Annotated in this window: 25 protein-coding genes and 1 pseudogene; 17 read left to right on the top strand and 9 right to left on the bottom strand. The window is 62.6% G+C overall.

What is annotated here, in order from left to right; all coding sequences use genetic code 11:
- The first annotated feature begins 4 nt into the window (after positions 1–4).
- The 9 genes from NHAM_RS23270 (at position 5) to NHAM_RS23230 (ending at position 9,049) form a co-directional block, all read left to right on the top strand.
- Positions 5–2,458 (top strand): conjugal transfer protein TrbE, encoded by a 2,454-nt coding sequence (locus tag NHAM_RS23270; RefSeq protein ID WP_011505221.1) that lies wholly within the window; start codon positions 5–7, stop codon positions 2,456–2,458.
- Complete coding sequence (gene trbJ, locus NHAM_RS23265; protein ID WP_011505220.1) at positions 2,430–3,227, top strand: P-type conjugative transfer protein TrbJ; 798 nt, start codon at positions 2,430–2,432, stop codon at positions 3,225–3,227. The genes NHAM_RS23270 and trbJ overlap by 29 nt, the downstream gene beginning before the upstream one ends.
- Positions 3,224–3,409 (top strand): entry exclusion protein TrbK, encoded by a 186-nt coding sequence (trbK, locus tag NHAM_RS27835; protein ID WP_011505219.1) that lies wholly within the window; start codon positions 3,224–3,226, stop codon positions 3,407–3,409. Before trbJ ends, trbK begins: the two co-directional genes overlap by 4 nt.
- A gap of 12 nt (positions 3,410–3,421) precedes the next feature.
- Positions 3,422–4,576: a P-type conjugative transfer protein TrbL gene (gene trbL, locus NHAM_RS23255; protein WP_011505218.1), complete on the top strand. Its 1,155-nt coding sequence runs from the start codon at positions 3,422–3,424 to the stop codon at positions 4,574–4,576.
- Between the two features lie 42 nt (positions 4,577–4,618).
- Positions 4,619–5,281: a conjugal transfer protein TrbF gene (locus NHAM_RS23250; RefSeq protein ID WP_011505217.1), complete on the top strand. Its 663-nt coding sequence runs from the start codon at positions 4,619–4,621 to the stop codon at positions 5,279–5,281.
- A 17-nt stretch (positions 5,282–5,298) separates the two neighbouring features.
- Positions 5,299–6,138 (top strand): P-type conjugative transfer protein TrbG, encoded by an 840-nt coding sequence (gene trbG / locus NHAM_RS23245; RefSeq protein ID WP_011505216.1) that lies wholly within the window; start codon positions 5,299–5,301, stop codon positions 6,136–6,138.
- A 2-nt stretch (positions 6,139–6,140) separates the two neighbouring features.
- A complete protein-coding gene (gene trbH, locus NHAM_RS23240) occupies positions 6,141–6,593 on the top strand; it encodes a conjugal transfer protein TrbH (RefSeq protein WP_011505215.1) in 453 nt (150 codons plus the stop codon).
- A gap of 10 nt (positions 6,594–6,603) precedes the next feature.
- Complete coding sequence (gene trbI / locus NHAM_RS23235) at positions 6,604–7,905, top strand: IncP-type conjugal transfer protein TrbI (RefSeq protein WP_011505214.1); 1,302 nt, start codon at positions 6,604–6,606, stop codon at positions 7,903–7,905.
- A gap of 439 nt (positions 7,906–8,344) precedes the next feature.
- On the top strand, positions 8,345–9,049 hold the full coding sequence (locus tag NHAM_RS23230; RefSeq protein ID WP_011505213.1) for an autoinducer binding domain-containing protein: 705 nt from the start codon (positions 8,345–8,347) through the stop codon (positions 9,047–9,049).
- Between the two features lie 101 nt (positions 9,050–9,150).
- Here NHAM_RS23230 and NHAM_RS29515 read toward each other — a convergent pair whose 3' ends face one another.
- Positions 9,151–9,468 carry a transcriptional repressor TraM gene (locus NHAM_RS29515; RefSeq protein ID WP_198137077.1) on the bottom strand — a complete coding sequence of 106 codons (318 nt, stop codon included), beginning with the start codon at positions 9,466–9,468 and terminating at the stop codon, positions 9,151–9,153.
- A 224-nt stretch (positions 9,469–9,692) separates the two neighbouring features.
- Between NHAM_RS29515 and NHAM_RS23225 the strand changes: the two genes are divergently transcribed.
- Entirely contained in the window at positions 9,693–10,838 is a 1,146-nt protein-coding gene (locus NHAM_RS23225; RefSeq protein ID WP_011505211.1) for an IS110 family transposase, read from the top strand.
- Positions 10,839–11,524: 686 nt separating this feature from the next.
- Here NHAM_RS23225 and NHAM_RS23220 read toward each other — a convergent pair.
- Together NHAM_RS23220 and NHAM_RS23215 are read right to left on the bottom strand one after the other, a co-directional pair.
- A complete protein-coding gene (locus NHAM_RS23220) occupies positions 11,525–11,944 on the bottom strand; it encodes a DNA-binding protein (RefSeq protein WP_011505210.1) in 420 nt (139 codons plus the stop codon).
- Positions 11,945–11,948: 4 nt separating this feature from the next.
- Positions 11,949–12,116, bottom strand: coding sequence for a hypothetical protein (locus NHAM_RS23215; RefSeq protein WP_157043862.1), 168 nt, complete (start codon positions 12,114–12,116; stop codon positions 11,949–11,951).
- A gap of 195 nt (positions 12,117–12,311) precedes the next feature.
- Between NHAM_RS23215 and NHAM_RS27830 the strand changes: the two genes are divergently transcribed.
- From NHAM_RS27830 to NHAM_RS24335, 5 genes are all read left to right on the top strand, one after another.
- Complete coding sequence (locus NHAM_RS27830) at positions 12,312–12,566, top strand: hypothetical protein (RefSeq protein ID WP_011504828.1); 255 nt, start codon at positions 12,312–12,314, stop codon at positions 12,564–12,566.
- On the top strand, positions 12,563–12,991 hold the full coding sequence (locus NHAM_RS27825) for a type II toxin-antitoxin system VapC family toxin (RefSeq protein ID WP_011504829.1): 429 nt from the start codon (positions 12,563–12,565) through the stop codon (positions 12,989–12,991). Before NHAM_RS27830 ends, NHAM_RS27825 begins: the two co-directional genes overlap by 4 nt.
- Positions 12,992–13,412: 421 nt before the next feature.
- On the top strand, positions 13,413–13,874 hold the full coding sequence (gene hspB / locus NHAM_RS23195) for a small heat shock protein HspB (protein ID WP_011504830.1): 462 nt from the start codon (positions 13,413–13,415) through the stop codon (positions 13,872–13,874).
- Positions 13,875–13,959: 85 nt separating this feature from the next.
- A complete protein-coding gene (locus tag NHAM_RS23190; protein WP_011504831.1) occupies positions 13,960–14,460 on the top strand; it encodes an Hsp20/alpha crystallin family protein in 501 nt (166 codons plus the stop codon).
- A gap of 213 nt (positions 14,461–14,673) precedes the next feature.
- Positions 14,674–14,949 carry a hypothetical protein gene (locus tag NHAM_RS24335; protein WP_157043860.1) on the top strand — a complete coding sequence of 92 codons (276 nt, stop codon included), beginning with the start codon at positions 14,674–14,676 and terminating at the stop codon, positions 14,947–14,949.
- 24 nt (positions 14,950–14,973) lie between these two features.
- Here NHAM_RS24335 and NHAM_RS24330 read toward each other — a convergent pair whose 3' ends face one another.
- Together NHAM_RS24330 and NHAM_RS23170 are read right to left on the bottom strand one after the other, a co-directional pair.
- Complete coding sequence (locus tag NHAM_RS24330; protein ID WP_011505206.1) at positions 14,974–15,420, bottom strand: hypothetical protein; 447 nt, start codon at positions 15,418–15,420, stop codon at positions 14,974–14,976.
- A gap of 469 nt (positions 15,421–15,889) precedes the next feature.
- Positions 15,890–16,609 carry a hypothetical protein gene (locus tag NHAM_RS23170; protein ID WP_011505205.1) on the bottom strand — a complete coding sequence of 240 codons (720 nt, stop codon included), beginning with the start codon at positions 16,607–16,609 and terminating at the stop codon, positions 15,890–15,892.
- A gap of 795 nt (positions 16,610–17,404) precedes the next feature.
- On the opposite strand from NHAM_RS23170, the pseudogene NHAM_RS23165 reads away from it, so the two are divergent.
- A pseudogene (locus tag NHAM_RS23165) lies at positions 17,405–17,674 on the top strand (transposase); the annotation flags it as partial.
- A gap of 86 nt (positions 17,675–17,760) precedes the next feature.
- Positions 17,761–18,042 carry a type II toxin-antitoxin system VapC family toxin gene (locus NHAM_RS23160; protein ID WP_347336470.1) on the top strand — a complete coding sequence of 94 codons (282 nt, stop codon included), beginning with the start codon at positions 17,761–17,763 and terminating at the stop codon, positions 18,040–18,042.
- A gap of 84 nt (positions 18,043–18,126) precedes the next feature.
- Here the strand turns inward: NHAM_RS23160 and NHAM_RS23155 are convergent, their stop codons facing one another.
- The 4 genes from NHAM_RS23155 to traA are packed head-to-tail and all read right to left on the bottom strand — an operon-like array spanning position 18,127 to position 23,771.
- Positions 18,127–18,750, bottom strand: coding sequence for a TraH family protein (locus NHAM_RS23155; protein ID WP_011505204.1), 624 nt, complete (start codon positions 18,748–18,750; stop codon positions 18,127–18,129).
- Positions 18,751–18,761: 11 nt separating this feature from the next.
- Positions 18,762–19,898, bottom strand: a complete 1,137-nt coding sequence (locus NHAM_RS23150) for a conjugal transfer protein TraB (protein WP_011505203.1) — start codon at positions 19,896–19,898, stop codon at positions 18,762–18,764.
- Positions 19,899–19,917: 19 nt separating this feature from the next.
- Positions 19,918–20,451: a conjugative transfer signal peptidase TraF gene (gene traF / locus NHAM_RS23145; protein WP_011505202.1), complete on the bottom strand. Its 534-nt coding sequence runs from the start codon at positions 20,449–20,451 to the stop codon at positions 19,918–19,920.
- On the bottom strand, positions 20,448–23,771 hold the full coding sequence (gene traA, locus NHAM_RS23140) for a Ti-type conjugative transfer relaxase TraA (protein WP_011505201.1): 3,324 nt from the start codon (positions 23,769–23,771) through the stop codon (positions 20,448–20,450). The genes traF and traA overlap by 4 nt, the downstream gene beginning before the upstream one ends.
- Positions 23,772–23,892 lie beyond the last annotated feature (121 nt).

Below are 23,892 nucleotides of genomic sequence, written 5' to 3'. Positions count from 1 at the left end.
GCCGATGGTCGCGCTGCGCTCCTTCCGACACCCCTCGCCGTCCTTCGCCGATCTCGTGCCTCACGCGGGTCTGGTCGCCAACGGCATCGTCCTGTTGAAGGACGGCTCGCTGATGGCCGGCTGGTATTTCGCGGGGCCGGACTCGGAGAGCTCGACCGACGCCGAGCGCAACGAGGTCTCGCGCCAGATCAACACTATTCTTTCGCGTCTCGGATCCGGCTGGATGATCCAGGTCGAGGCGGTGCGCGTGCCGACCACGGATTATCCGGCACGGCAGGATTGCCATTTCCCAGATCCAGTAACGCGCGCGATCGACGACGAACGCCGCGCCCGTTTTGAGGCGGAGAGGGGACATTTCGAGAGTCGGCACGCGATCATCCTGACCTGGCGGCCGCCGGAGCGGCGGCGCGCTGGTCTCGCGCGCTACATCTACTCCGATGTCGAAAGCCGCTCGGCCTCCTATGCCGACACGGCGATCGAGACCTTTCAGAACGCGATCCGTGAGATCGAGCAATATCTCGCCAGCGTTCTGTCGATCCAGCGCATGGAAACGCGCGAGGTCGACGAGCGGGATGGCACGCGCGTCGCGCGCTATGACGAGCTCTTTCAGTTCATCCGCTTCTGTATCACCGGCGAGAACCATCCGGTCCGCTTGCCGGATATCCCGATGTATCTCGACTGGCTCGCGACCGCCGAACTTCAGCACGGCCTGTCGCCCATGGTCGAGAACCGCTTTCTCGGCGTGGTGGCGATCGACGGCTTTCCGGCCGAGAGCTGGCCGGGGATTCTCAACTCGCTCGATCTGATGCCGCTCACCTATCGCTGGTCGTCGCGTTTCATGTTCCTCGACGATCAGGATGCCCGCCAGAAGCTCGAGCGCACCCGCAAGAAGTGGCAGCAGAAGGTACGGCCCTTCATTGACCAACTGTTCCAGACCCAAAGCCGATCGATCGACCAGGATGCGGCCGCGATGGTGGCGGAGACGGAGGATGCCATCGCCGAAGCCTCCTCGCAGCTCGTCGCCTATGGCTATTACACGCCGGTCATCGTGCTGTTCGACGACAACAGCACGCGCCTGCAGGAGAAGACGGAAGCCGTGCGCCGCCTGATCCAGGCGGAAGGTTTTGGCGCGCGCATCGAGACGCTGAACGCGACCGAAGCCTTCCTCGGCAGCCTGCCGGGTAATTGGTACGCCAATATCCGCGAGCCACTCATCAACACGCGCAACCTCGCGGACCTCATCCCCCTCAACGCGGTGTGGTCGGGCAGTCCGACCGCGCCGTGCCCATTTTATCCGCCAAACTCGCCGCCCTTGATGCAGGTCGCGTCCGGCTCGACACCCTTCCGGATGAACCTTCATGTCGACGATGTCGGGCATACGCTGGTGTTCGGCCCGACCGGCTCCGGTAAGTCAACCTTGCTGGCGCTGATCGCGGCGCAGTTTCGCCGTTACGCCGGCGCGCAGATCTTCGCTTTCGACAAGGGCCGCTCGATGATGCCGCTGACGCTCGCCGCCGGCGGCGACCATTACGAGATTGGCGGCGACGATGCGGACGGCTCAGCCGCACTCGCCTTTTGTCCCCTCTCCGATTTGTCGACGGACACCGATCGCGCCTGGGCCTCAGAATGGATCGAGACGCTCGTCGCCGTGCAGGGCGTGACGATCACGCCCGATCACCGCAATGCCATCTCGCGACAGATCGGGCTGATGGCCGAGGCGCGCGGGCGATCGCTGTCGGATTTTGTCTCGGGCGTGCAGATGCGCGAGATCAAGGATGCGCTGCATCATTACACGGTCGACGGCCCCATGGGCCAATTGCTCGATGCGGAATCGGACGGGCTGGAGCTCGGATCATTCCAGACCTTCGAGATCGAGCAGTTGATGAACATGGGCGAGCGCAACCTCGTCCCGGTTCTCACATACCTATTCCGCCGCATCGAAAAGCGGCTGACGGGCGCGCCGAGCCTGATCATTCTCGATGAGGCCTGGCTGATGCTCGGCCATCCGGTCTTCCGCGACAAGATTCGGGAATGGCTGAAGGTGCTGCGCAAAGCCAATTGCGCCGTGCTGCTCGCGACGCAGTCGATCTCCGACGCCGAGCGCTCCGGCATCATCGACGTGCTGAAAGAAAGTTGCCCGACAAAAATTTGCCTGCCGAACGGCGCCGCCCGGGAGCCCGGGACGCGCAAGTTCTACGAGCGCATCGGCTTCAACGATAGACAGATCGAGATTGTCGCGACCGCAGTGCCCAAGCGCGAATACTACGTGGCTTCGCCCGAGGGCCGCCGTCTCTTCAACATGGCGCTCGGCCCAGTCGCGCTGTCCTTCGTCGGCGCATCCGGCAAGGACGACTTGAAGCGCATTTTGGCGCTGAAGAAGGACAGCACCGATTGGCCCGTTTACTGGCTCAAGGAAAGGGGGATCGGCCATGCCGAGACGCTTCTCGCCGATTCATAGGGCGCTCATTGTCGCCTTCATCATCGGATTGCCGACGTCAGGTCCGGCCTTCGCCGGCGCTGCGGCCGGCGGCGCCACCGAGTTCACGCAGATTCTCAACAACGGCGAGTTGGTCAGCCTCGTCGGGCAGTCGACGACGCAGATCAACAACCAGATTCAGCAGATCTCGCAGCTTGCCCAGCAGATTCAGAACCAGCTGAAGATCTACCAGAACATGCTGCAGAACACCGCGCAGTTGCCCTCGCATGTCTGGGGCCAGGCCGAGGGTGATCTCAAACAGCTGCAAAGCGTCGTCAACCAGGGGCAGGGCATCGCGTTTTCGATGGGCAATATCGACGACGTGCTCAAGCAGCGCTTCCAAAGCTACGCGCAGTTCAAGACCAGCCTGCCGAACGGCGCGAACTTCGCGTCGACCTATCAGACCTGGTCGTCCACGAACCGCGACACGATCGCCGGCACGCTCCAGGCCGCGGGTCTCACCTCGCAGCAATTTTCGACCGAGAACGCCACGATGGCGCAACTCAAGACCGCCTCGGAGAGCGCCGACGGCCAGATGAAGGCCCTGCAGGTTGGCCATGAGATCGCCGCCCAGGAAGTCGCGCAGATGCAGAAGTTGCGGGGACTGATCGCGCAGCAGACCACGATGATGGCGACCTGGTTCCAGTCCTCGCAGGCAGGCAAGGACCTGTCGCAGGCGCGCCGCGAGCAGTTCTTCAACGCGACCGCACCGGTGACCTCCGGCGGCCAGACCATGGAACCGCGCTGGTGAAACCGTCGACGATCATCATCGTCATCATCGCGATCGGCGCCGGCGCCGCGGGCGCCTGGTGGTTGCTTGCGCCGCGGGCGCCTGCGCCGACATCGGACGCCACGTCGCGCGCCCACGACTTCTTCAAAGCTCCGAAGGACTACAAGACGACCGGCGGCCAAAAAATGAAACCGCGTTGGTAGGGAGGGGCAGGGGTGCGGGGGATCAAACCGGGGCTCGTCCTGATCATTGCGATCGGCATCGTCATCATTGCGCATCCTGCGTTGGCGCAACAGGACGGCAGCGTTCTGACAACCGTGGAGAACTCAGTCGCGACGGCCACCAAGGGCTGGCAGTCGACCGTCATGCAGGCGGCGAAGTCGCTGTTCTGGATGCTCGCCGGCATTGAGGTCGGTCTCGCCGCCATCTGGCTCGCCATTCAGGCTGCCTCGATCGACGCGTGGTTCGCCGAACTGGTGCGGCGGATCATGTTCATCGGCTTCTTCGCCTTCGTTCTCGACCAGGGACCGACTTTCGCCAAGGCCGTCGTCGACAGCCTCTATCAGATCGGCGCCGGCGGCGGCTCGGCGTCTCCGGCGGATGTCTTCAATGCCGGTCTCAAGGTCGCGTCCTCGATGTCGCAGAACGCGCAGTTTGGCCTGTTCCAGGATAACGCGCTTGCGATCGCATCCGTGTTCGCCATGGTGATCGTGGTGATCTCGTTCTCGCTCGTCGCGGCGATCTTCGTCGCGGTGATGGTCGAGATGTATGTCGGCCTCCTTGCCGGCATGATCATGCTCGGCCTCGGCGGCTCGTCCTTCACCAAGGACTTCGCCATCCGCTACCTCGTCTACGCCTTCTCCATCGGTATGAAGCTGATGGCGCTGGTGATGATCGCCAAGATCGGGTCCGACAGCTTGCTGAGTCTCGCCGACCAGACCGGCGCTGGCAAGGACGCCTTCGTCACCACGCTTGCGATCGCCGGCATCTCGGTCGTCGTCTTCATCATCTCGATCTACGTGCCTAACATCATGCAAGGCGTCGTCCAGGGCGTCTCCGTCGGCAGCGGCATGGAGGTGGTGCGCCACGGGACACAGTCCGCGAGCTTCGCGGCCGGCAGCGCCGCGCTTGCCATGGGAGGCGCGCGAGCGGGTGCCGCCGGATACAGCGCCGCGCGTGCCGATGGCGCGTCCTTCGGCGCGGCCGCCCTCAAGGGCATGACAGAGGGTATCGGAACGGCCGGCGGTGCGCTCGCCTCCGCGGCACGTGACCGCGCGGTCGGCGCATCCTTTGGCTCGACCACGCTCGGCCTCGCCAACGCCAAGCTCGACCGGCAGCGCGCGCAAAAGAGCGCAACCCGAAAGGCCTGAGCGAAACGAAACGACCGATGACGAACGGAGACCCTCTCTCGCATGGCCGCGCGTAATCCGCCCGACAATCCCTATCTCGCCGCGCGCCAGGAATGGAACGAGCGCTACGGCTCCTATGTCAAGGCGGCCGCCACATGGCGCGTCGTCGGCATCGTCGCCATGCTGATGGCGGTGATCGGCTTCGCCTACGCGTTGTTCGAGAGCACGCAGGTCAAGCTCGTCCCCTACATCGTCGAGGTTGACAAGCTCGGCACGGCGGTGAACGCGGGCTTCCCGCAGCAGATCGAATATGCCGATCCACGCGTGGTGCGCGCGACACTCGGAAGCTTCGTCTCGAACTTCCGCTCGGTGACGCCCGATGCGGTGGTGCAGAAGCAATATATCGATCGGACCTACGCGTTGTTGCGAACCTCGGATCCGGCCACGCAGAAGATCAATGACTGGTTTCGCAGCAACTCGCCGTTCGAGAAGGCGAGGACGACAACGGTCGCCATCGAGGTCAACAACATCGTGGCTCTGTCCAGCCAGACTTATCAGATCGACTGGACCGAATTCGAGCGCGACCGGAAAGGAAAGCAAACCGGCGAGCACCGCTTTCGCGGCATCGCCACTGTGACGCTGACTCCACCCCAGGACGAGCAAACCATCCGGCTCAATCCGATCGGCCTCTACCTGCGTGATTTCGACTGGACGGCGCAACTATGAAAGGGGCGGGGACACTGATGCACCCATACACCATCAGACTCAAGACAGGGCTTTTCATCGCTGCCGCTGCCTTCGGCTTGCTGCTCGCCGATGTCAGCGCCCACGCGCAGGTGATGAATGCCAAGGAGCGGAAAGGCACCCACATCTCGAGCCAGTGGCGCGGATCGACCGGGCTCGTGACGCGCGGAGCCGACGGCAAGGTGATTTTCCTCTTCGGAGAGGTGCAGCCTTCCGTGGTCTGCTCGCCACTTGAGGTCTGCGATATCGAACTCCAGGCGGGTGAGGTCGTGCGCGATGTGCTGGTCGGCGACACGGTGCGCTGGAAGGTCGAGCCGGCGACGTCGGGCGCGGTCGGCGGCCAAGCTATCCACCTGATCGTCAAGCCGTCGGAGCCCGGGCTCGTCACCTCGATGGTGGTGACCACCTCGCGACGGACCTACCACATCCAGCTCAAGTCGAACGCAATACAATACATGGCGCGCGTCGGCTTCGAATATCCCGAGGACGTCAGCAGCAAGTTGGCCAACATTAACGCGCGTCTTGGCACTGAGACGATCCCCGGCGCCGGCGTCCCGGCCGAGCAGCTGAACTTCGCCTATAGCGTCAGTGGCAGCGCCTCCTGGCGGCCGACCCGCGTCTACAGCGACGGCCTCAAGACCTACATCCAGTTTCCGTCGTCGCTCGCCGGACAGGATGCGCCGGTGCTTTTCGTCGAATCGGGCGGCAAGGACCGGATCGTCAACTATCGGCTGAAGGGTGACATGATGGTGGTCGATTATCAGATCGACACCGCCATTCTGGTCTCCGGCGTGAGCTTTTGGCATCAGGAGAAGGTGACGATCCGGAGGGGAGGCTGACCATGCGCGTGGACTCTTTGACCCGCCGAGCCATCCTTCTTTGCATCGTCGCCCTGTCGCTCGCGGGCTGCGCGTCATTCGGAACCGGCGGCCTGGTGGCAAGCTCGGCACCGCCCGATCTGTCTGGCCCCGCCGCCTCCGCGATCGCCGGCGATCTGGTTACGAAGTTCGCGGAGCAGGTCGGACCCGGATCGGGGACGATCATCCTGAAGCGCGACGGCTCGCCGTTCGGCCAGGCGCTCGAGACGTCGCTGAAGAGTTGGGGTTACGCGGTCGCGACCGATCAGAAGACCGGCGGCGAAAAGACTATTCCGCTCGCCTATGTCATCGCGTCCTACAACGGCCAAATCCTGGCGCGGCTATCGACCGCACACGTCGAGCTCGGACGCACCTATGCCGCAACAACCGCCGGCGCGTCGCCGGCCAGTCCGCTCTCCGTCATGCGGCGTGGATAGGGGACGGCTCATGGCGCAATCCCTGAAGCTCGGCGGCACACCGGAGGGCGAGGAGGCGAGAGGCATCCGACGCCTCAACCAGCTGCCGATCATCGTCGCCATCGTGCTGGTGATCGTGTTCTTCGCCGTGATCTTCTACGGCCTCACCTCGCGCGGGCTTTATGTCCATCGAGCGGCCGGGATCGACACGGCTTCGTCCAGTCCAGCCACCACCTTCGCCGATCAGCTGAAGAAGGGAATCTCCAACGGCATTATCGGCGACCAGTCGGAGGCGCAAGCCTTTCAGCCGGCGCCGCAGTCCGAAGCGCCGAAACCCCCGAGCAATCCGCTCGCCGGCCGACAACAAGCCGAAGCGTCGGCATCAACGCTCGAGCGGGAGGCAGTCTGGCGGGCGCGCCTCGAGCGGGAGGCGCATGAGCAATATCTGCGCGAACGGCAGCGCGAGCGCATGGCGCGCGTCCAGGCCAACGATGCCGCCTATGATTCTCCACTTGCCCTCAATCTCGGCAAGCTTCAGACGTCGACCGCGCCGACGAGCGGCGGAGCACCGTCGAAGGCAACGTCGACACCGGGCTTTGCCGGCGGCGCGAACGATCTCTACGCGGCGGCGCTGCGCGCGGGTTTCGGCACGCAGAACATCGATCCGAACGGGCAGGGGGCGAAGGAGGACTTCTTCAACGCCGACCTGAAGAAGCTCGGCTACCTTCCCAACAAGGTGGTCGCGCCGACCTCGGCCTATGAACTCAAACGCGGCTCGGTCATTCCGGCGACGTTGATCACCGGCATCAACTCCGATCTTCCCGGTCGCATCACCGCCCAGGTCAGCCAGAACGTCTACGACAGCGCCACGGGGCATGACCTGTTGATCCCGCAAGGCACGAAATTGTTGGGGCGCTACGATTCCAAGATATCGTTCGGCCAAAGCCGTGTGCTGGTCATCTGGACGGACATCATCTTCCCGAACGGCGCGACGTTGCAGATCGGCGGCATGGCGGGCACGGATTCTGAAGGCTATGGCGGTTTCAACGATCAGGTCGACAACCACTATTTCAAGGTGTTCGGCTCAGCGATCCTGATCGCTGCGATCGGCGCGGGCATCGATATGTCGGTGCCGGCGAGCTCTCCCTATGGCTATCGGCAAACGCCAACGGACGCGGCGCGAAACAGCTTTGCCGAGACCTTCGGCCGCGTCGCCGAACAGACCATCAGCAAGAATCTCAACGTCCAGCCGACGCTGGAGATTCGGCCGGGCTACGTATTCAACGTGCTCGTCGACCAGGACATGGTGTTTCTAGGCGCTTACCGTGGATGAAGTCCGCGCTATGATTACGATAGACTCTCTGTGAGATGCCGCTTTGTGCGCGAAATAAACGATCCAGTTGGCTGAATGACGATTGCTTCTCGTTCTCGCAATTATCGCCCGCCGCGAAGGGCGAGGACGCCGGTGCAGTACGCGCGCGAAATTCCGCGGCGCGAGGGGCTTCGATCCGGCCAGGGGCTTCAGCATTGAACTGACAACGCCGCTTGTGTCGATAGCTGCGGCAGTATATGACGGAAGTTGAGGTTCGGCTTGAAGAGGCGGCCCAAACCCCGATTAGAATGGCTGGAATAGCTGCAGACAGATGAAACGCGGTGAAATTACTTCGAGCATACGCAGCGGGCCATCGGCCTAGAAGACATCGATATCTCATCCGACTAGCGCTATCGCGATCGAAAGGCAATCGAAGGATAAAAACTGGGAGGCACTTACATTGGGTGGGCAGCTACAAGGGTTGATTGACGCCGTCGATGTGGCACAGGACGAGCGTTCTATACACAATGCGATCAAGAATTTTACTGTCGCGTCCGGCTTCGATCGCTACGCCTACATTCATGTCCATGCCGGTGATGGAGTTGGTTTCACAGATTATCCCGTGGAGTGGCAGAATATCTATCTCGAGAAACGTTATACAGTCATCGATCCCGTCGTTACGACCGCCAAGCGCACCATGAAGATGTTTGCCTGGTCGGCGGAGGATCCCACCGTGTGGAGGGGCTCGCGCGAGATCAAGCAATTCTATTCGGAGGCAACCGACTTCGGCATCCGCTCCGGCGTCTCCGTTCCGATCCGAACAAGCTATGGCCGCACCGCGATGATTACGCTTGCGTCAGATCGACGGCAGGTCGAGCTCCCACCTTGGGATCCGATGCAGGCGGCGCTGGCACTTGCATACATTCATATTCACCTCAGTCTGGCGTCCGCGTCGTCACTGAAAGTAGGAGAGGTGAGCCTGTCGGCGCAGGAGGCGACCTCGCTCAGTTGGTCGTCACATGGCAAGTCCATGAACGTGATCGCTGACCTGCTGGGCATCAAGCCACGAACAGTCCAGTTCTACCTCGACAATGCACGAGACAAGCTCGGCGCCAGCAACCTTCAGCAGGCAGTCCGTATCGCCATGGAGAAGAAGCTGATCTAGTTTAGCGTGCGCGCCATCAGCAGCACTCAGACTGACTTCGGCGCGCCCGAGCGGGACTCCAGTTGACGGATCGGGAGGTCTAAAAAGCGTTACTTGGTAGATTATGCGGCCGAAACCTTCGGAACGTAGCCGAGCCGATCGACCAAGTTGTTCAAGACAAGCTGACGCGCCCGATGTTCGGCTTCTGCGTGCTGGTGGATTCGTTGGTGCTCCGCCCGGCGCTCAGGGCAACAGCCTGCGTCAGCCCCTGCCGCAACCAGCTCCAATCGAGTCGTTTCCGCGAGCGCGACGCTGGCGCGGTATTCGCGAATGGCGTCGATGGCAAGGCGCTCAAGTTCAGGTTGAGTTAATCCGCCGAAGATATCCTCGAAATCGCTATTGGGCCCGGTGCGGGGCGGTTCATCATCATTGCTGGACACCACAATTCTCACCTAGGCTTGGTCCGCGGTGCGCCCCCGCTGATGTCAATCCCTTGATCCCAAGCCGGGGGTTGGAAACTGTGTCTAGACAGTCCTGCGACCTTTAGCACCGAGGCACCTGGACATACGTCACAGGCCCCTATGGTGTAGCCGCGCTGACCGCTTCACCCGGCCGAGAAGGCTTTATCATCTCTCACGTAGGTTCATCAAACGGAAGAGAGAACATGCATAGGTCATACGATTATTTTGTTGGGCTCGATGTTTCGCAGAGGACGACATCCGTCTGCATCATCGACGCCGATGGCAAGAAATTCTGCGAGGGCAAATGTAATTCTCGACCAGAAGACATTCGCGGATGGCTGGTCAACCGCGTTGCCGAGGATAAGACGCTGAAGATCGGCCTGGAGGCCGGCAACATGAGCAGCTGGCTTTACAGCGGCCTCGTGAAATTTGGCTTCGATGTCGTCTGCATGGAGACGTTCCAGGCTCATCGGTTTCTGGCCACTTATCGCAACAAGACCGATAAAAACGATGCCCGCGGTCTAGCACAGCTCGTCCGAATGGGAGGTGAGGATTTCCTCAGGGTAGTCAGCATTCGCTCGCAAGCCTCGCAGGAAACCAGGGTGCTGCTGGCAATGCGTGATCACCTGGTCAGCCAGAAGGTCGGCCTCGAAAATCATATCGCCGGCGTCCTCAAACCGTTCGGTGTCATCGTCGAGCGCGGTAACGTGACGGCGGAAACCTTCTACAAGCGGACCCTTGAGGGTCTGGCGGAGGCCGAGCGAAACGGCGTTCATGTCAGGCCGTATGTGTTGCCATCGCTCAATCTCTACATGGAGGCGGTGGAGAAGATTGCGCCATTGACAGAAAAGATTCATGCGATCGCCAATAGTATCGAAATGGTGCGGCGATTTATGGATATTCCCGGCATAGGGCCGATCACCGCTTTATCGTTCTATGCCGCTGTCGATAATCCGCAGCGCTTCCAGAAGTCGTCGGACGTAGCCGCTTACTTTGGGCTGACGCCGCGCCAGTTCCAGTCAGGGGAGACGAACTTCATGGGCGGTATCTCCCGCCGCGGCGATCCGGCAACCCGCCGTGTTCTCGTGATAGCAGCAACAGTCTTGCTCTCAGGCACACAACAATGGAACAGCCTGAAAGCTTGGGGCGTGCGTCTGGCGAAACGTATTGGCTTCTCCAAAGCCCGCATCGCCGTCGCACGGAAGCTGGCGATGATCATGCACAAGATGTGGCTGAACAACGATCGTTTCCGGCCAAAGAATCTGAGCCCTCAGGAACGCATCAAGCTCAAACAGGAGCTGATTGTTGTTGCCTCGAAATCCGGACGGGTCGCCACGGCGGCCGTCTGAACGAAAACCCCGGTGAGTTCTGAAGCCGGGGGTCTTGCAGCAAGACGGCAGATGGGTGAGCGACGTTCGGTCGGGTGGCTGGTTGACCGGGATCTTCTCGATCAACGCTGAAGCCGTGGCCCCTATTGGTCCCACCTGTTTGTTCTTATTGAACATCATAATGTAGCCGCCGCGATCGGAAGAAGGCAGCGTGACTACGGAGAGACTGATGATCTTGCGAGCAGGACAACAGCGCTGAAACTTGAAATGTCGGAGCAATCCGGCAACGACGGCCTATTGCCTTCAGAGCTTCGCGTGCAAACCGAAAGCCCAACAAAATCAGAGACGATGTAGGAAACAAGAAGAAGATTGACACCCGCGCGGCTAGAGACCGGCCGTTAGGTCAGAGGATCCTGGTGCCGTTACGGCCGGCACCAACCGCTAGACAGAGGTTTCCACACCTCCGGGCAGCGCGTACTGCCCTGCCACTCGTTATAGATCGAAGAGGGTTCCGCCGCTAGGCGTGACGCATGAGAAGGTCGTCGAGAAGCATCTCGAAATATTCTCAGCCGTTGGACGACGCGACGTGGCGCGCTGTCTCGCCGAAATTGGTACAGGCTGAGCGGCTAGTAGTGATCTGCCGAGATGAAGTGTGCGGGATGAGGTTCAAGCTCGCTGAGAGTATCGCTGGAAGATAACGACCGAGCTTACATCGCCGCGTGCAGCGGGCCTGGCAATCGACCCGAGTCCCCCGCGGTATTGAGAACGTTTGGCGTGCCAAGATCATCGGGTTTCGGCCGCCAGCCCGCCAAACGTTCCGGCTCGACTTTCAAATGGACCGCCTCGCGCCGATTAAGTTCGCGCAGCACGGCCGACAGATTTCCGAGACGCGGGTTGCCGCGCGGCCCGAACATGCGCATCAGATTCTTCGGGTCGATCGAGACGGCCGCACCGAGTGTATCGAAGCCGAGGGTGGCGTTAATGTAATCGCGGATCAGCGCCTTGCCGGTGTCGGCCTCGCCGGCCGCGAAAGTCTCGACCGCCTCGCCGAGGAGAGCCGCCCGGAACGCTGGATCGCGCGCGGCGCGCGCCTTCACCGTCTCCTTAAAGCTGCGCGGCAGGGACATCGCTTTACTTCTTTGCCGCTTTCTTGCTGCGCTTGTAGTCGGCCCGGCGTTCGATCACCTGAGCGAAATCAGCCTGCTGCCGGGACTTCGTTCCACCACCGAGCAAGATGATCAGTTTCGTCCCGTCAAAGGCGAGATAGATCCGATGCCCGGCCCAAAATCGATCCGCCACTCCGAGACGGTTCGGCGCCGGCGGCCGTTCCGGCCTGAAGCCGGTCGGGCAGGCGGCGTCGAACCAGGCCGCGCATATCGTGCATCGCACCGCTCGGCAGGCTCAAGGCGAAGGCGACATAATCTCGCCGGACGACATCATTGCATTTTGCACGTTATCATTATACATGTAATGACATGCTGACTGGAGCAAATCATGGCGACCGTAATCACCATCAATCGTCCAGACGTCGTCGCGCTTGTCGAGGAGGCTGCAGAGAAAATGACAGGCGGCAACAAGACCGAGGCGGTCGCACTGGCGATGCGGCGCTTGCTGGAGCAAGGCGCACGCGCGGGAACGTTGTTTGGGGCTCACAAGAAGTCCGTGCGGATTGCCGAAGGCGTGGACCTGACCGCACCAATTCTGGACGTAGTGCCCGACGCGGAGACTGGCAGGGAGGTCGAGCGGTGACTGAGGCTCTCCTGCTCGACACGCACATCGCCTTATGGCTCGACAGCGGCAACGACCGTTTGCATCATTCGACCCGCGCTTTGATCGACAATTGCTGGCGGAATGGCGGAACAATTTTCCTCAGCTCCGTCACGGCCTGGGAAATCGCCCTGCTTGTCGATACGGGACGGATCGAACTCGACATTCCCGTGGATGCGTGGATCGACCGTTTTCTTGATCGGCCGGGCCTCGAGGGCGTACCATTGGCGCATCGCGCCGCCGCTCGCAGCTACCAGCTTCATCATCTTGAACACCGTGATCCCGCGGACCGGCTTCTGATCGCCACGGCGATCGACCTTCGCTGCCCGTTGGTGACTTACGATGAGCGCATCACCCAATTCGGCAAAAAACGCGGGCGGCAACAAGAATTCTCGATCGAGATATGAAATTCTCGATCTGGTCAGACTTCCATTGTCTCCACGACCTGCTCGCACAGAACGATTTCGTGCAACCAACGGCTTTCAGGCGACCTATTTCGGCTTGCCGACGCCGATGGTCGATAAGGATCCGGTCCGGCGCATCCTCGGCCCCGGCCAGCGCACTGAAAATGTCTTTTAAGGGCGACGTGCATTTGACCTACGAGTCGGACGGCTTCGTCTACGCGTTCGACGTGCCGCAGCTTGGTACGAGGCCCTTCCCGCGTTACCGCGAAAAAAATCAGCAAACCCCTTGAAACCGGGATCGCTTTTTCTAGTTTTTGACATGCCGCGATAAGCGGTCCGGGCGCCTTCTGGGGCTCGGCGAAGACGGGTTCCGGAGGTGTCCGGTGCCTACTCGTACCCATCTTGCTCAACGGAGGATTTGGCTATGAGAACAACCTACGATTTTGCCCCCCTTTGGCGGTCGACCATCGGTTTTGACCGCCTGTTCGACCTCGTGGACGCAGCGCAACAGGCCGGCGCGGAGGACAACTATCCACCATGCAACGTCGAGCGCCTAGGCGAAGACCGCTACCAGATCTCGCTCGCGGTGGCGGGCTTCTCGGCCGATGAAATCGCAATTACCGCAGAACAAAGCGTGCTGACGGTCGAGGGCCGGAAGTCGGAAAAGTACCAGCGCGAGTTCCTGTACCAGGGCATCTCGTCGCGGCCATTCAAGCGGCAGTTCAATCTGGCGGATTATGTCCAGGTCAAGGGAGCCGCGTTCGACAACGGCTTGCTCCAGATCGAACTGGTGCGCGAGGTCCCCGAGGCCATGAAGCCGCGCCGAATTTCGATCGACGGCTCGTCCGCTCCGAACGTCCGGCAGATCGACGACAAGGCGGCCTGACCGCGAAGCAACGCTCGCATCGGCAAAGAACAGATTTCCGCAGCGGTTCGCGGCGGAAGTCGCTTGAATCGAGGAGAATAACGCTATGGGTATCAAAGATCTCATTCCCTGGAATAACGGCGGACGCGAAGTCACCATCCATCGTGGTGCCGACGTGAATCCGTTTTTTACGTTGCATCGCGAGATGAACCGCATCTTCGACGATGTATTCCGCGGGTTCGATCTTGCGCCGTTCGGATCGCCCCCACGACTGAGCGGGCTCGGCTGGCCTCAGATCGACATCGATGAGACGGACAAGGAGGTGCGCATCACAGCCGAACTGCCCGGGCTCGATGAGAAGGACGTCAGCCTAGAAATCGCAAATGGCGTTCTTTCGATCTCCGGCGAGAAAAAATCGGAATCGGAAGACAAGGCACGGCGTTTCAGCGAGCGGTACTACGGCCGGTTCGAACGGCGCATACAACTGCAGGATATCGAGGAGGACAAGGCCTCGGCCGCCTTCAAGAATGGCGTGCTGACCGTCACGGTGCCGAAATCGGTCGAAGCGAAGAATGTCCGCCGCATCGCGATCAATCGCAATGACTGACACTTTCCAACGTCCGGGCGTTCAATCGGCGGTCGTCCGGTTGATTAATGGTGACGGGCGGTTGGCGCAGCCTCTTCGAAACCGCCCGAGTGCTGAGGGAGAACAATTATGGAGCAGAGCTTTCAAGCCAGGAAGACACCGTTCGACATTGAAGCCCTACTTCACCCGTCGAGGGCCTTCCGCCACCCGCTGGACGTTGTGCGGGATACCGACATGACAGTTGCCGAAAAGCGGTCCGTGCTCGCGTCATGGGCTTCAGACGCATGTTCGATCGAGTCCAATCCCGCGCTGCGCGCTGCCGCAACAGGGAGCGTCGTCAGTTATGACGACATCATCGATGCGCTGCAGTCGCTTGATGCTGGGCAGTCCGCGGACACGGTGACCTACGCGTTCAAACGCCGGCAGCGGCGCAGACGATGGAGCGACTGGAAAGGCCGTAGACGCGGGGGGCCAGACAACGGCGACGTTGGCTCCAGCGCGTTCGGCTGAGTCTACTCTGGATGGGCGGCAAGCTCACGAGCGGCCTTCGCCGCCCATCGTGCTCCTTGGGCGCAGCGCAGACCACGCAGACCGCCGTGTTTCATCCGGATCGAGACCGGGCTGCGCGCCCGTGTTGTCTACAATCAGTCGAAGCGTCGGCTGGACTTGGCTCGGTGCGGTAACGAACGTCACGCGGGCTCCGGGCGGTTGGTCCTGCTTTTCCGACCAGGCGGGAGTCGGCGCTTCCAGCGAAGCCAAGAACTGCCTGCCCGAATCCGTGATGCACCAACCGCGCTCGTCCCGCAGCACAAATGAATCTGCAAAGATTTCGATGCTTTGGTGCGCGTGCGGCCAACCAGCGTCGGTCCAATCCGATCCGCTCGACATCAGGATGCTGACATAGCGCGTCAGTTCAGCAACCGAGGCGCGCCCATCCGGATGGCCCGCCAAGACCTTTAAAATCGTAATCTGAAAGCTCACGGCAGGCCCCGCGACAAACTAATTTCACCACCATAGCTTGTCCCGGGTGCCCGCCCACCGGTCCCACAGCAGGATTTCTCCACCTGTCTCTGACCGGCAACAGCAAGTCCGCCGCCAAACGCGCAGAGCCATCGGGGTCGCTCACCAGCGCTCTGAGGATCGTCACCCGAAAGTTCGCCGCCTGCGCCGCTACGCGGCAGCCGACTGACCCCTTCCCCGCTCAGACTTGCCGCTCCTCCCGTGGAGTCCAACGCACTCGGGCGAAAGTGGCCGATGGACAGCCGGGATCGTTCAGCAGCAGCCCCGCCGGGTGACGCCCATTCAGAATTGCCTCGACTGTCCGGAGAGTCATCCGTAGGACACGACCCACATAGGTCTTGGCGATCTCCGCGATGGTTGCGTGGGTGCCGTTCTCCGGCATTTCACGCCAGCGGAATGCGCGGTTGGCAATCGCTACGGTGCTCCAACGTCACCCAGCTTCTGCAATTGTGTCCTGGTAAGCGACCTGCTCCATCAACCCGCTCGCAAGGGCAACTCGGTAGATCGCTTCCGCGAAACGGCGATCATCGATCAACTCCTCACGCCGATTGCGGAGCAACTGCGGCGTGTCGGCAATCGCATCTTCTATCAGTTCTATGTCGAGCGGAACCAGGACGCCGGCCGTCATGGCGAAGCCCTCGGGCGTAAAGAGCCGAGTGGCCAGCGCTGCCCCGGCCGGGAGCGAACTCTCAAGGCCCTCATCGACCAGCCAAACCTCCACGCCGCGAAACAAGTCTTTGACAATCAGGCCCGCAACAGGGTGCCGGCGTACAATACTGATGATCGCGAAGCGCGCGCGTCGCATGGCCTCGAGCATGAGTGTTTCGTCAAACCCTGGCGCCAGACGTACCGCTCTGGCATAGCGATCAATCGCCCGGGAGCGGTCCTTTGCCGTGTGGATCGCAAGGTCGAAAACGAAATTAAGATCGTCCATGCTGTCGAGGAGCAGCGTCTTGCCCTGAGCCAGACCTAAGCGCCGAGCCTGGGATATGATCGTATCCTTGGATAAAAAATCCAGTACCGCGGAATGATGCTGGCGGCTGATTTCCCGTAAATGGCGGTAACGGGTAAGCACCTCGGCGCGGCTCAACAGGGCGGCCGGCCTCTCAATGGCGTTGTCTTCCCGAAGAACGACGGCGGCGGAAACCATGTGACCTCCACGTTCGACGATGCGCGGATGACGCCGCGGCGCCACAGCATGGCCCGCTTTTAATCCAACATGCTGATTCGGGGAATTGGCAAAATCTAAAATCCGAAGCTTGGCTGGGGGCAGACAGTTACCCACTGGATGGTGACGTTACCAGCCGGCGATTGTGCCCGAGGATGGACCCGTGAGTGTTTCTGCTAACGGTTGATTAGGCGCGCCGCTGGCATCCTGCCGCTGATTCGGAGGGTGCTGCGTTGAGTGCTGAAATCATCTGGCTGTGCGACCGGCGAGCCGAAGCTGACGCAGATCGCGCAATTGACCTGCGCACTGCCGTCGACGTAGCGATCCGTGATCTGCAGGAAATACAGGCCCACTGGGGTACCGAGCTAGCGCTCGAGCGTTTGGCGGAATGCCGGTCAATGCTCCGGACGGTGCTTGAGGCTTCGTGAACCAAGCGTGTTGGATTCTGCTCGCGCGAACGATCGGCCTCAGCCGAAAGATGTCGCCCGTTGCTCCCGCCACCCCACCGGAAACACCCGCAGCAGGCAGTCTACGTGCTGGTTCGGCGGTTGCTTCCTCGGCGTGGCCGCATAGATCATGTCGGTAATCGGCGCTGATTGCTAATCGGTGCCGAACTTGGCCCCGTGAACTATCGGCCACAATTCCATGTCGCAGTTGACATAATCCGCACCGGGGTGGGGTCAACACCGGCGCCTATCGCGACCCCACTCCGAGGAAGCTTTCTCAATTTTCTTCAGGACGTTACTGCTCATCCTTCCAGCGACGTGACCCCGGCGCCGTTTTACAGGCAGCGGTGGAAAAATGGCATTGGACCGCATTTCCAAGAAGGGCGAACCGTACCTGCGGCGGCTCCTCGTGCTCGGCGCCACGGCCGTTGTTCGCTACGAGCGCAACAAGCCCGACCTGGCCGGGTGGGTCAATGCGTTGCTCACCCGGCGGCCGGCGCGCGTGGTCACCGTCGCAGTCGCCAACAAACTCGCCCGTATCGTCTGGGCAATCATGCAGCGTGGCGGTCTCTTCCGAGAACGACCGTTCGGAATCGCCTGAAGAAAGATATATAGCACAGTAACCGCTTCAACACCGCTCAAGACAACGAACACTGAGTTTGGCTCAGCTCCGTCACGGTCTGGGAAATCGCCCTGCTTGTCGATACGGGGCGGATCGAACTTGATATTCCCGTGGATGCGTGGATCGATCGTTTTCTTGATCGGCCAGGCCTCGAGGGCGTGCCACTGGCGCATCGCGCCGCCGCCCGCAGCTACCAGCTTCATCATTTTGAACACCGTGATCCTGCGGACCGGCTTTTGATCGCCACGGCGATCGACCTTCGCTGCCCGTTGGTGACTTACGACGAGCGCATCACCCAATTCGGCAAAAAACGCGGGCGGCAACAAGAATTCTCGATCGAGATATGAAATTCTCGATCTGGTCAGACTTCCATTGTCTCCACGACCTGCTCGCACAGAACGACTTCGCGCAACCAACGGCTTTCAGGCGACCTATTTCGGCTTGCCGACGCCGATGCCGGTCAGATCGATGCGGATGCCGGCCTTGTTCGGGTCGTCCGGCTCCTTGGCTGGCTGCGCGCCGCTGTCGGCGCTGGTCGCAGGTTTCGGCGCATCGTCCGTTTTGACAGGCTGGTCGCTGTCACCCGGCGCGCCCTTCCGTGGCGGGAGACTGCCGGGATCGGGCTCGTCGAACACATATTTGCCGTCGAAGTATCCGGTCTTCCAGGCCTCGATCGCATCGCCGAACGCCTGGTCGGCTGGCGTGCCATACCATTTGACGACGATGCGATAGACCTTGCCGAACAGCGTGGTGCCCATCCTGATATTGGCGCAGGCGTCGACGAGATCGGGCTTGAGCTCCGAGACGTCGCTGACGCCGAGCCCAGCCGGATATTGCGTCACGCCGACGCGGACCATGGCGTGGCCGACATAGCGCCGAACGAGCGCCATCGCCTGATCCGGCGTTTTCGGCGGCGACACGAGAACGACGCGGTTGCCGGCGCGGATGGTGACGGTGAGCGGATCGGGCGATCCGACCGCACGGATGAATTTCTCGACGATCGCGGGCTTCAATACCGGATCGGCGCAGTGATGGATGCCGGCGGCGTCGACCATGACGATCCCCTTCAGGTGTTGAACGCGAGCACAAGCGGCAGGGCGAACAGGCGCGCCCAGGCCTCACAGCTGGCTCTTTGAATGGCGAGGATGCTGCTGCCGGCGGTCCACCAGTCGTTGCCGATCGCAACGACCACGTCGGGCGCGTACCACATTGACTGCAGGACGGGCCAGACGAGCAGCTCCTCGTAGCAGATCAGCGGCGCGACCCGCCGGCCAGCCACCTCGACGACAGGGTTGCCGAAGAAGCTGGCCCGGGCGCCGCCGCCCTGCCCGGTCCAAGCCAGCCAGGGTTGCCACATCGAGACCGGGACCGGCATGCGCTCGCCGTAGAGAACGCGCGCGCGACCGTCGCCGGCCTCCACCATGACGTTGTCGTAGCCATCCGGTTCGACGATCGCGGCGCCGGCGATCACCGTGACGTCCGCGCCGCGGAGGCTATCGATCCAGAAGGCGCTGGTGGTCGGCGTCCACAACCCCGCCGCGCTCTCCGGCAGCACGACAACGCGAGCGCCGGCGCCTCTTGCCTCGCTTACGCGCTCAAAGAGCGCACGGGTTTGTTCGAGGTCGGGCGGGCGGCCGAGCGCGCTCCCGAGCCGCGTGTCGAGACCAGTCCAGCCTTGCGGCGGAGACGGCGCGATCCAGTGTGCAGCGGACCAGGCCCAGAAGCCCGTCGCCACGATCGCCGCGATCGGCCACTTGCCGGTCGTCATGGTGGGGAGGACGGCGGCGGTTGCCGCCAGTCCCCACCATCCCCAACCGGGAAACAGCACACCGGCCGCCGCGATCGGCTCAGCCCATCCCACGATGCCGAACGGCGGCAGGCTCATCAGGACCGTAGCGATCCCGAACGAAACCGCCCCTCGCCATCCCGGCTGCCTCTGCCAGAGCACGGTGTGGACCAGGACGAAGGCGGCGGCAGCGCCGATCCAGAGAGCGATGCCGACGGAGAAGTCGCTGCCGTAGAAATTGACGACGCCCTGCGGCAGGCCGCGCGAGGCCGCCAGGAAATAGCCCGCGCTCACCGCCGCCGAGGCCGAGCGCGAGGGCGCGAAGGCCCACAACGTCGGGAAGGCGCAGGCGAGCGGCAAAGCGAGCACATGGCCGCTCCAGCCCACAGCACCGACGGCAATCGCGGCGGCCACCATCGCCGTGGCGCGGAAGAGACTACCTGTCGAAGGTGAGAACGGGCCGGGCGAGGCCAAGGATGCCCGATGCCGGGATCGGGCCGAAGTAGCGGGAGTCATAGGAGCCTGCAAAATCGGAGTGGAGAAAAAGTGCGCCGGCGGGAATGACGCCGCCCGCGAACGGCAAGAGTGGCCTGCCGGCGGCATCCATGCGCCTGACGTTGGAATGACCGAGCACGCGGCCGTCGATCGACACGCGCGCCGCGACATCGATCTGCTGTCCGCCGATTGCGGCAACGGTCTTGATGAGCGGGCTCAAGCCGCCGGCGCACAGCCCGCGTCTGATATATCCGCGCTTGAACGCGCGTTCGAACACAGCCGTGTCGGGCGGACAGATGAAGATGCGGTCGCCGACGTCGGCCGGCCGATCGAGCGCCTCTATCCGCCACAGGCCGCGCGGATAGCTCGGCGTCATGTTGATGCGCAGGTCGGCGCACCAGCCAGTGAGGGCAAGGCAAAGCACGGCGCCGGCGCCGGTCGCAATTACGACCAGAAGAGAGCGCTGGCGTCTCATTTCAAGGTCTGTCCCTGCCGCTGCATCATGCGTTGCGACTCCACCTGCTTCAGCGCCTGCGCCGTGCGCTCCCCTGCCGCGAGCCGCTGTGCTGTGCGCATCGCAGGCCAGGCTTCCTTCAGCTGCTCGCGGCGCGCCGGGTCCATGCCGGCGGCCGCCTTCTCGAAGGCCTGACCCTTCGCCTCCCTGGCCGCATTCGGCAGGAAGGTGCGATCGCCGAAGCGCTCGGCGATCGCCTTGTTGAAGCCGTCGATCTCGGCTTTCACCATCCTGTCGGCGAGCGCGAACTCGAGCGCGCTCGGCAGGTCGTTGCGGTCGATCGCGTCGCGCACGCGTTCGAGCACGCGATGCGCATCACGCGACAAAGCCGGGATGTCGATGGCGACGCTGTGCCGGATCGCACGCTCCTCGGCTTCATGCTTGTGCTCCGCCTCGGCGCGAAGCCGCAGATAGCGCTCGATGTCGCTCTTCAGCGCCGGCACATTGGCCTCGGCACGCTGCCGCTCCTGCTTGTCGGCCTTGCCCGCCAGCAGGCCGGTCTTACCACGCAAAGCCCCGAAGGATTCCGGGTTCGCGGCGAGCTGCTGGATCGTCGACACCGCGGCGGCGGAGTCCTTCAACATGGCGTCGAAGTTCACCGCCCGGAAGGCGCGCTCGGGATCGGCGAAGACGAGGCGGAAGCGTGTCGACACCTCCTTCCATTGCTTCTTAATGGCAGGGTCGGCGAGGATCCTGTCCTCGATCGTGTCGGTGAACGATTTGAGAAATGTCGTGACGCCGGCGACCATGGGCTTCGCCTCCTTCCGCGCGGTGCTGATGACGGGTTTGTGGCTATCGACCAGGCCGAGCCTCTCGCCGAGCGCGCGCAACCGGCGGCCCGCATCCACCAACCGCTGCTTCTGGCGAAGCGTCCAGCGCCGGCGGTCGTTGATGAGCGTCCGCGCCACCCTGACGATGTGCAGACCGCGGTTGGCGGCGAAGCGCAGCGCATCGCGATAAAGGGCGCCGCGCTCGTAGTCGAGCGTGGTTTCCTTCGCGCGGCGCTGCGACAGGATTGGGATCAGGCCACCCGCGAACTGGAACGAGCGCCGGCCGTAATAGAGCGTCACCTCCTCGCGATGGCGGGTCAGCGCCACGTAAGTGAGGTGCTTGTCGAGCGAGAGCGTCGCCAGCACCTTGACCCGGTCGACGGTCGCACCCTGCGCCTTATGAACGGTCGTCGCATAGCCATGGTCGACATTGCGGTAGAAGCGCTGCTCGACCGCAACACGGCGGCGGTTCTCGACGCTGCCTTGGCCGTCGCCGATCTCCGCGACCAGGCGGCCAGGCGCGGCGTCAACGACCTTGCCGATCATGCCGTTCTTCACGCCGAGCGATCCTTCATTCTTCAAGAAGACGATCTGGTCGCCGACGGCAAAGCGCCGCTCGCCGTCTTCCGTTCCGAAGACGTGTCCCTCTTCGACGAGACCGCGTTCGACGAGTTTGGCCCGCGCCATATCGTTGAGCGCGCGGACGTCGCGGCGCAGATGTGCGAGGATCAAGGTCGACTTCGACGGATCGTAATCGCGGTTCCAGTCGGCGATCAGACTGTCGATCGCCTGCGCCTTCAATTCGGAGCCGAGCACACGTCCATGCTGGCGATAGGCGGAAAGCGCCTGCGCCGTGCGGCCGCGCGCGAGATCGAGCGAGGCGTCACGCATCCATTGTTCGCGCTGGCGATAGATCGTCTCGAGTTCGGCATAGCCGATGCGCTCGACGATGGAGCGAAACGCCGCCCCGGCCTCGATCGGCTGGAGCTGCTCGGGATCGCCGACCAGGACGATCTTCGCGCCCGCTTTCGACGCGGTTTCGACAACCAGCGCCATCTGCCGAGAGGCCACCATGCCGGCCTCGTCCAGGACGAACACGGTCTTGTCGTCGAGATCATCGCGGCCGTTCTTCCAGCCCAATTCCCAGGAGGCGAGCGTGCGGGCGGCGATGCCTGCTTCCTTCTCCAACCCCTCGGCCGCCTTGCCCGCCAGTGCCCCGCCGACAACGCGGTATCCGGCCTCTTCCCACATTTCTCGGGCCGCCCGCATCATCGTGGTTTTGCCGGCGCCGGCGCGGCCGACGACCGCCGCGATCCTTTCTCCGGACGACAGATGCTCGATGGCCGTGCGTTGCTCGGCGGAGAGGTTGGCGTGACGCGCGGACACGCCCGCAATGACGGACGCTTTGACCGGAAAGGTCGTGCTCCCCGAGAGATGGATCGCGCGACGCGCCATCTCAGCCTCACACCGGATCAGCTCGCGCACCGTGTAGCGCGCCGGCGCTCGTCCGCCCGTGGCGAAGTCGATGCTCTCGGCTTGCAGCCGGATTACCTCCGGCAATTGCAGGATGCGGGTCAGGAGATTCTGGAAGGTGCCGGAATCGTCGACATAGCGATGCAGCACCTTGGCGATGTCGCGTTCGTCGAAGACGCTTTTCTCGCGGCTGACGAGTTCGAGCACGATTTCGGGTCGGCGCTGAATACGGCGGGCGTTCTCGGCGCGGTTTTCTTCGAAGACCGCGAGACGATCGAGCCGTTGCGTGCCGCCCTGCCGCTTCGCCTTGCGACGGTCGATGGCCTTGGTCGCGACGCCGATATGGGTGGTCGGCACGATGGCGATGCCACGCTCGGCGTAGGAGCGGCCCTCGACGCGGACGTCGAGACCGGCGAGCGCGAGGTGCTGGTTCTGCAGATCGATCCATCGCGCTCGCTGCGCCAGGAAGTCCGGCGTATCGCCAGCCCAGAGCGCGTAGCGAATCTTGCCCGCCTGGGTGCGCAGCGGCTTGCCGTCTTCGCCCGTGACAGCGACCTTCTTTCCACCGAAGCCGCTCTCGATCAGCGGACGCAGCGTCGTCATCAGGTGGACGTGAGGATTGCCGGGCTCATTGTGATAGACCCAGTCCGCGACCTGCCCGCGCGGGAGAATCTCCTGCGTCACGAAGGCGCGCATCAGCGCGATGTTCTGCTCGCGCGTGAGCTCCACCGGCAGCGCGATGATCGCCTCGCGGGCGAACTGCGCATCGGAGCGTGTCTCGAAGGCCTCGACATAGTTCCAGAAGGTCTCAGATGCGCCCGACACCGATCGGTCGGCGATCATGGCGCGAACCCAGGCCGGCGCGTCCGGCGGCAGCACAAAATCCTCATGCGCCAGGTTGCGCTTGTTGGAATAGTCGACGACGCGCGCCTCGGCCTCGTAGTCCATCCGCGCGCAATGCCGGTAGGCCGCCGACAGCACCGCGCTGCCGCCGGTGCCGCGGCTGACGATCTGGACGGTGAAGTGGGTGATGGCCACGGACGGCGCTATCCTAGGTTGAACGAACATGCTGTTCGTCGGGATCGGCCCGCCCAGCATGGGCGGGAAGCAGTACGTCGCGTCAGCGACGTATAACTGCGCCCTTGGACCGCTCCTTCGG

The organism is Nitrobacter hamburgensis X14, assembly GCF_000013885.1.
GTDB lineage: Bacteria > Pseudomonadota > Alphaproteobacteria > Rhizobiales > Xanthobacteraceae > Nitrobacter > Nitrobacter hamburgensis.
The sequence above is the reverse complement of the archived record's forward strand: the minus strand, read 5'-3'. Positions and strand labels throughout refer to the sequence as shown.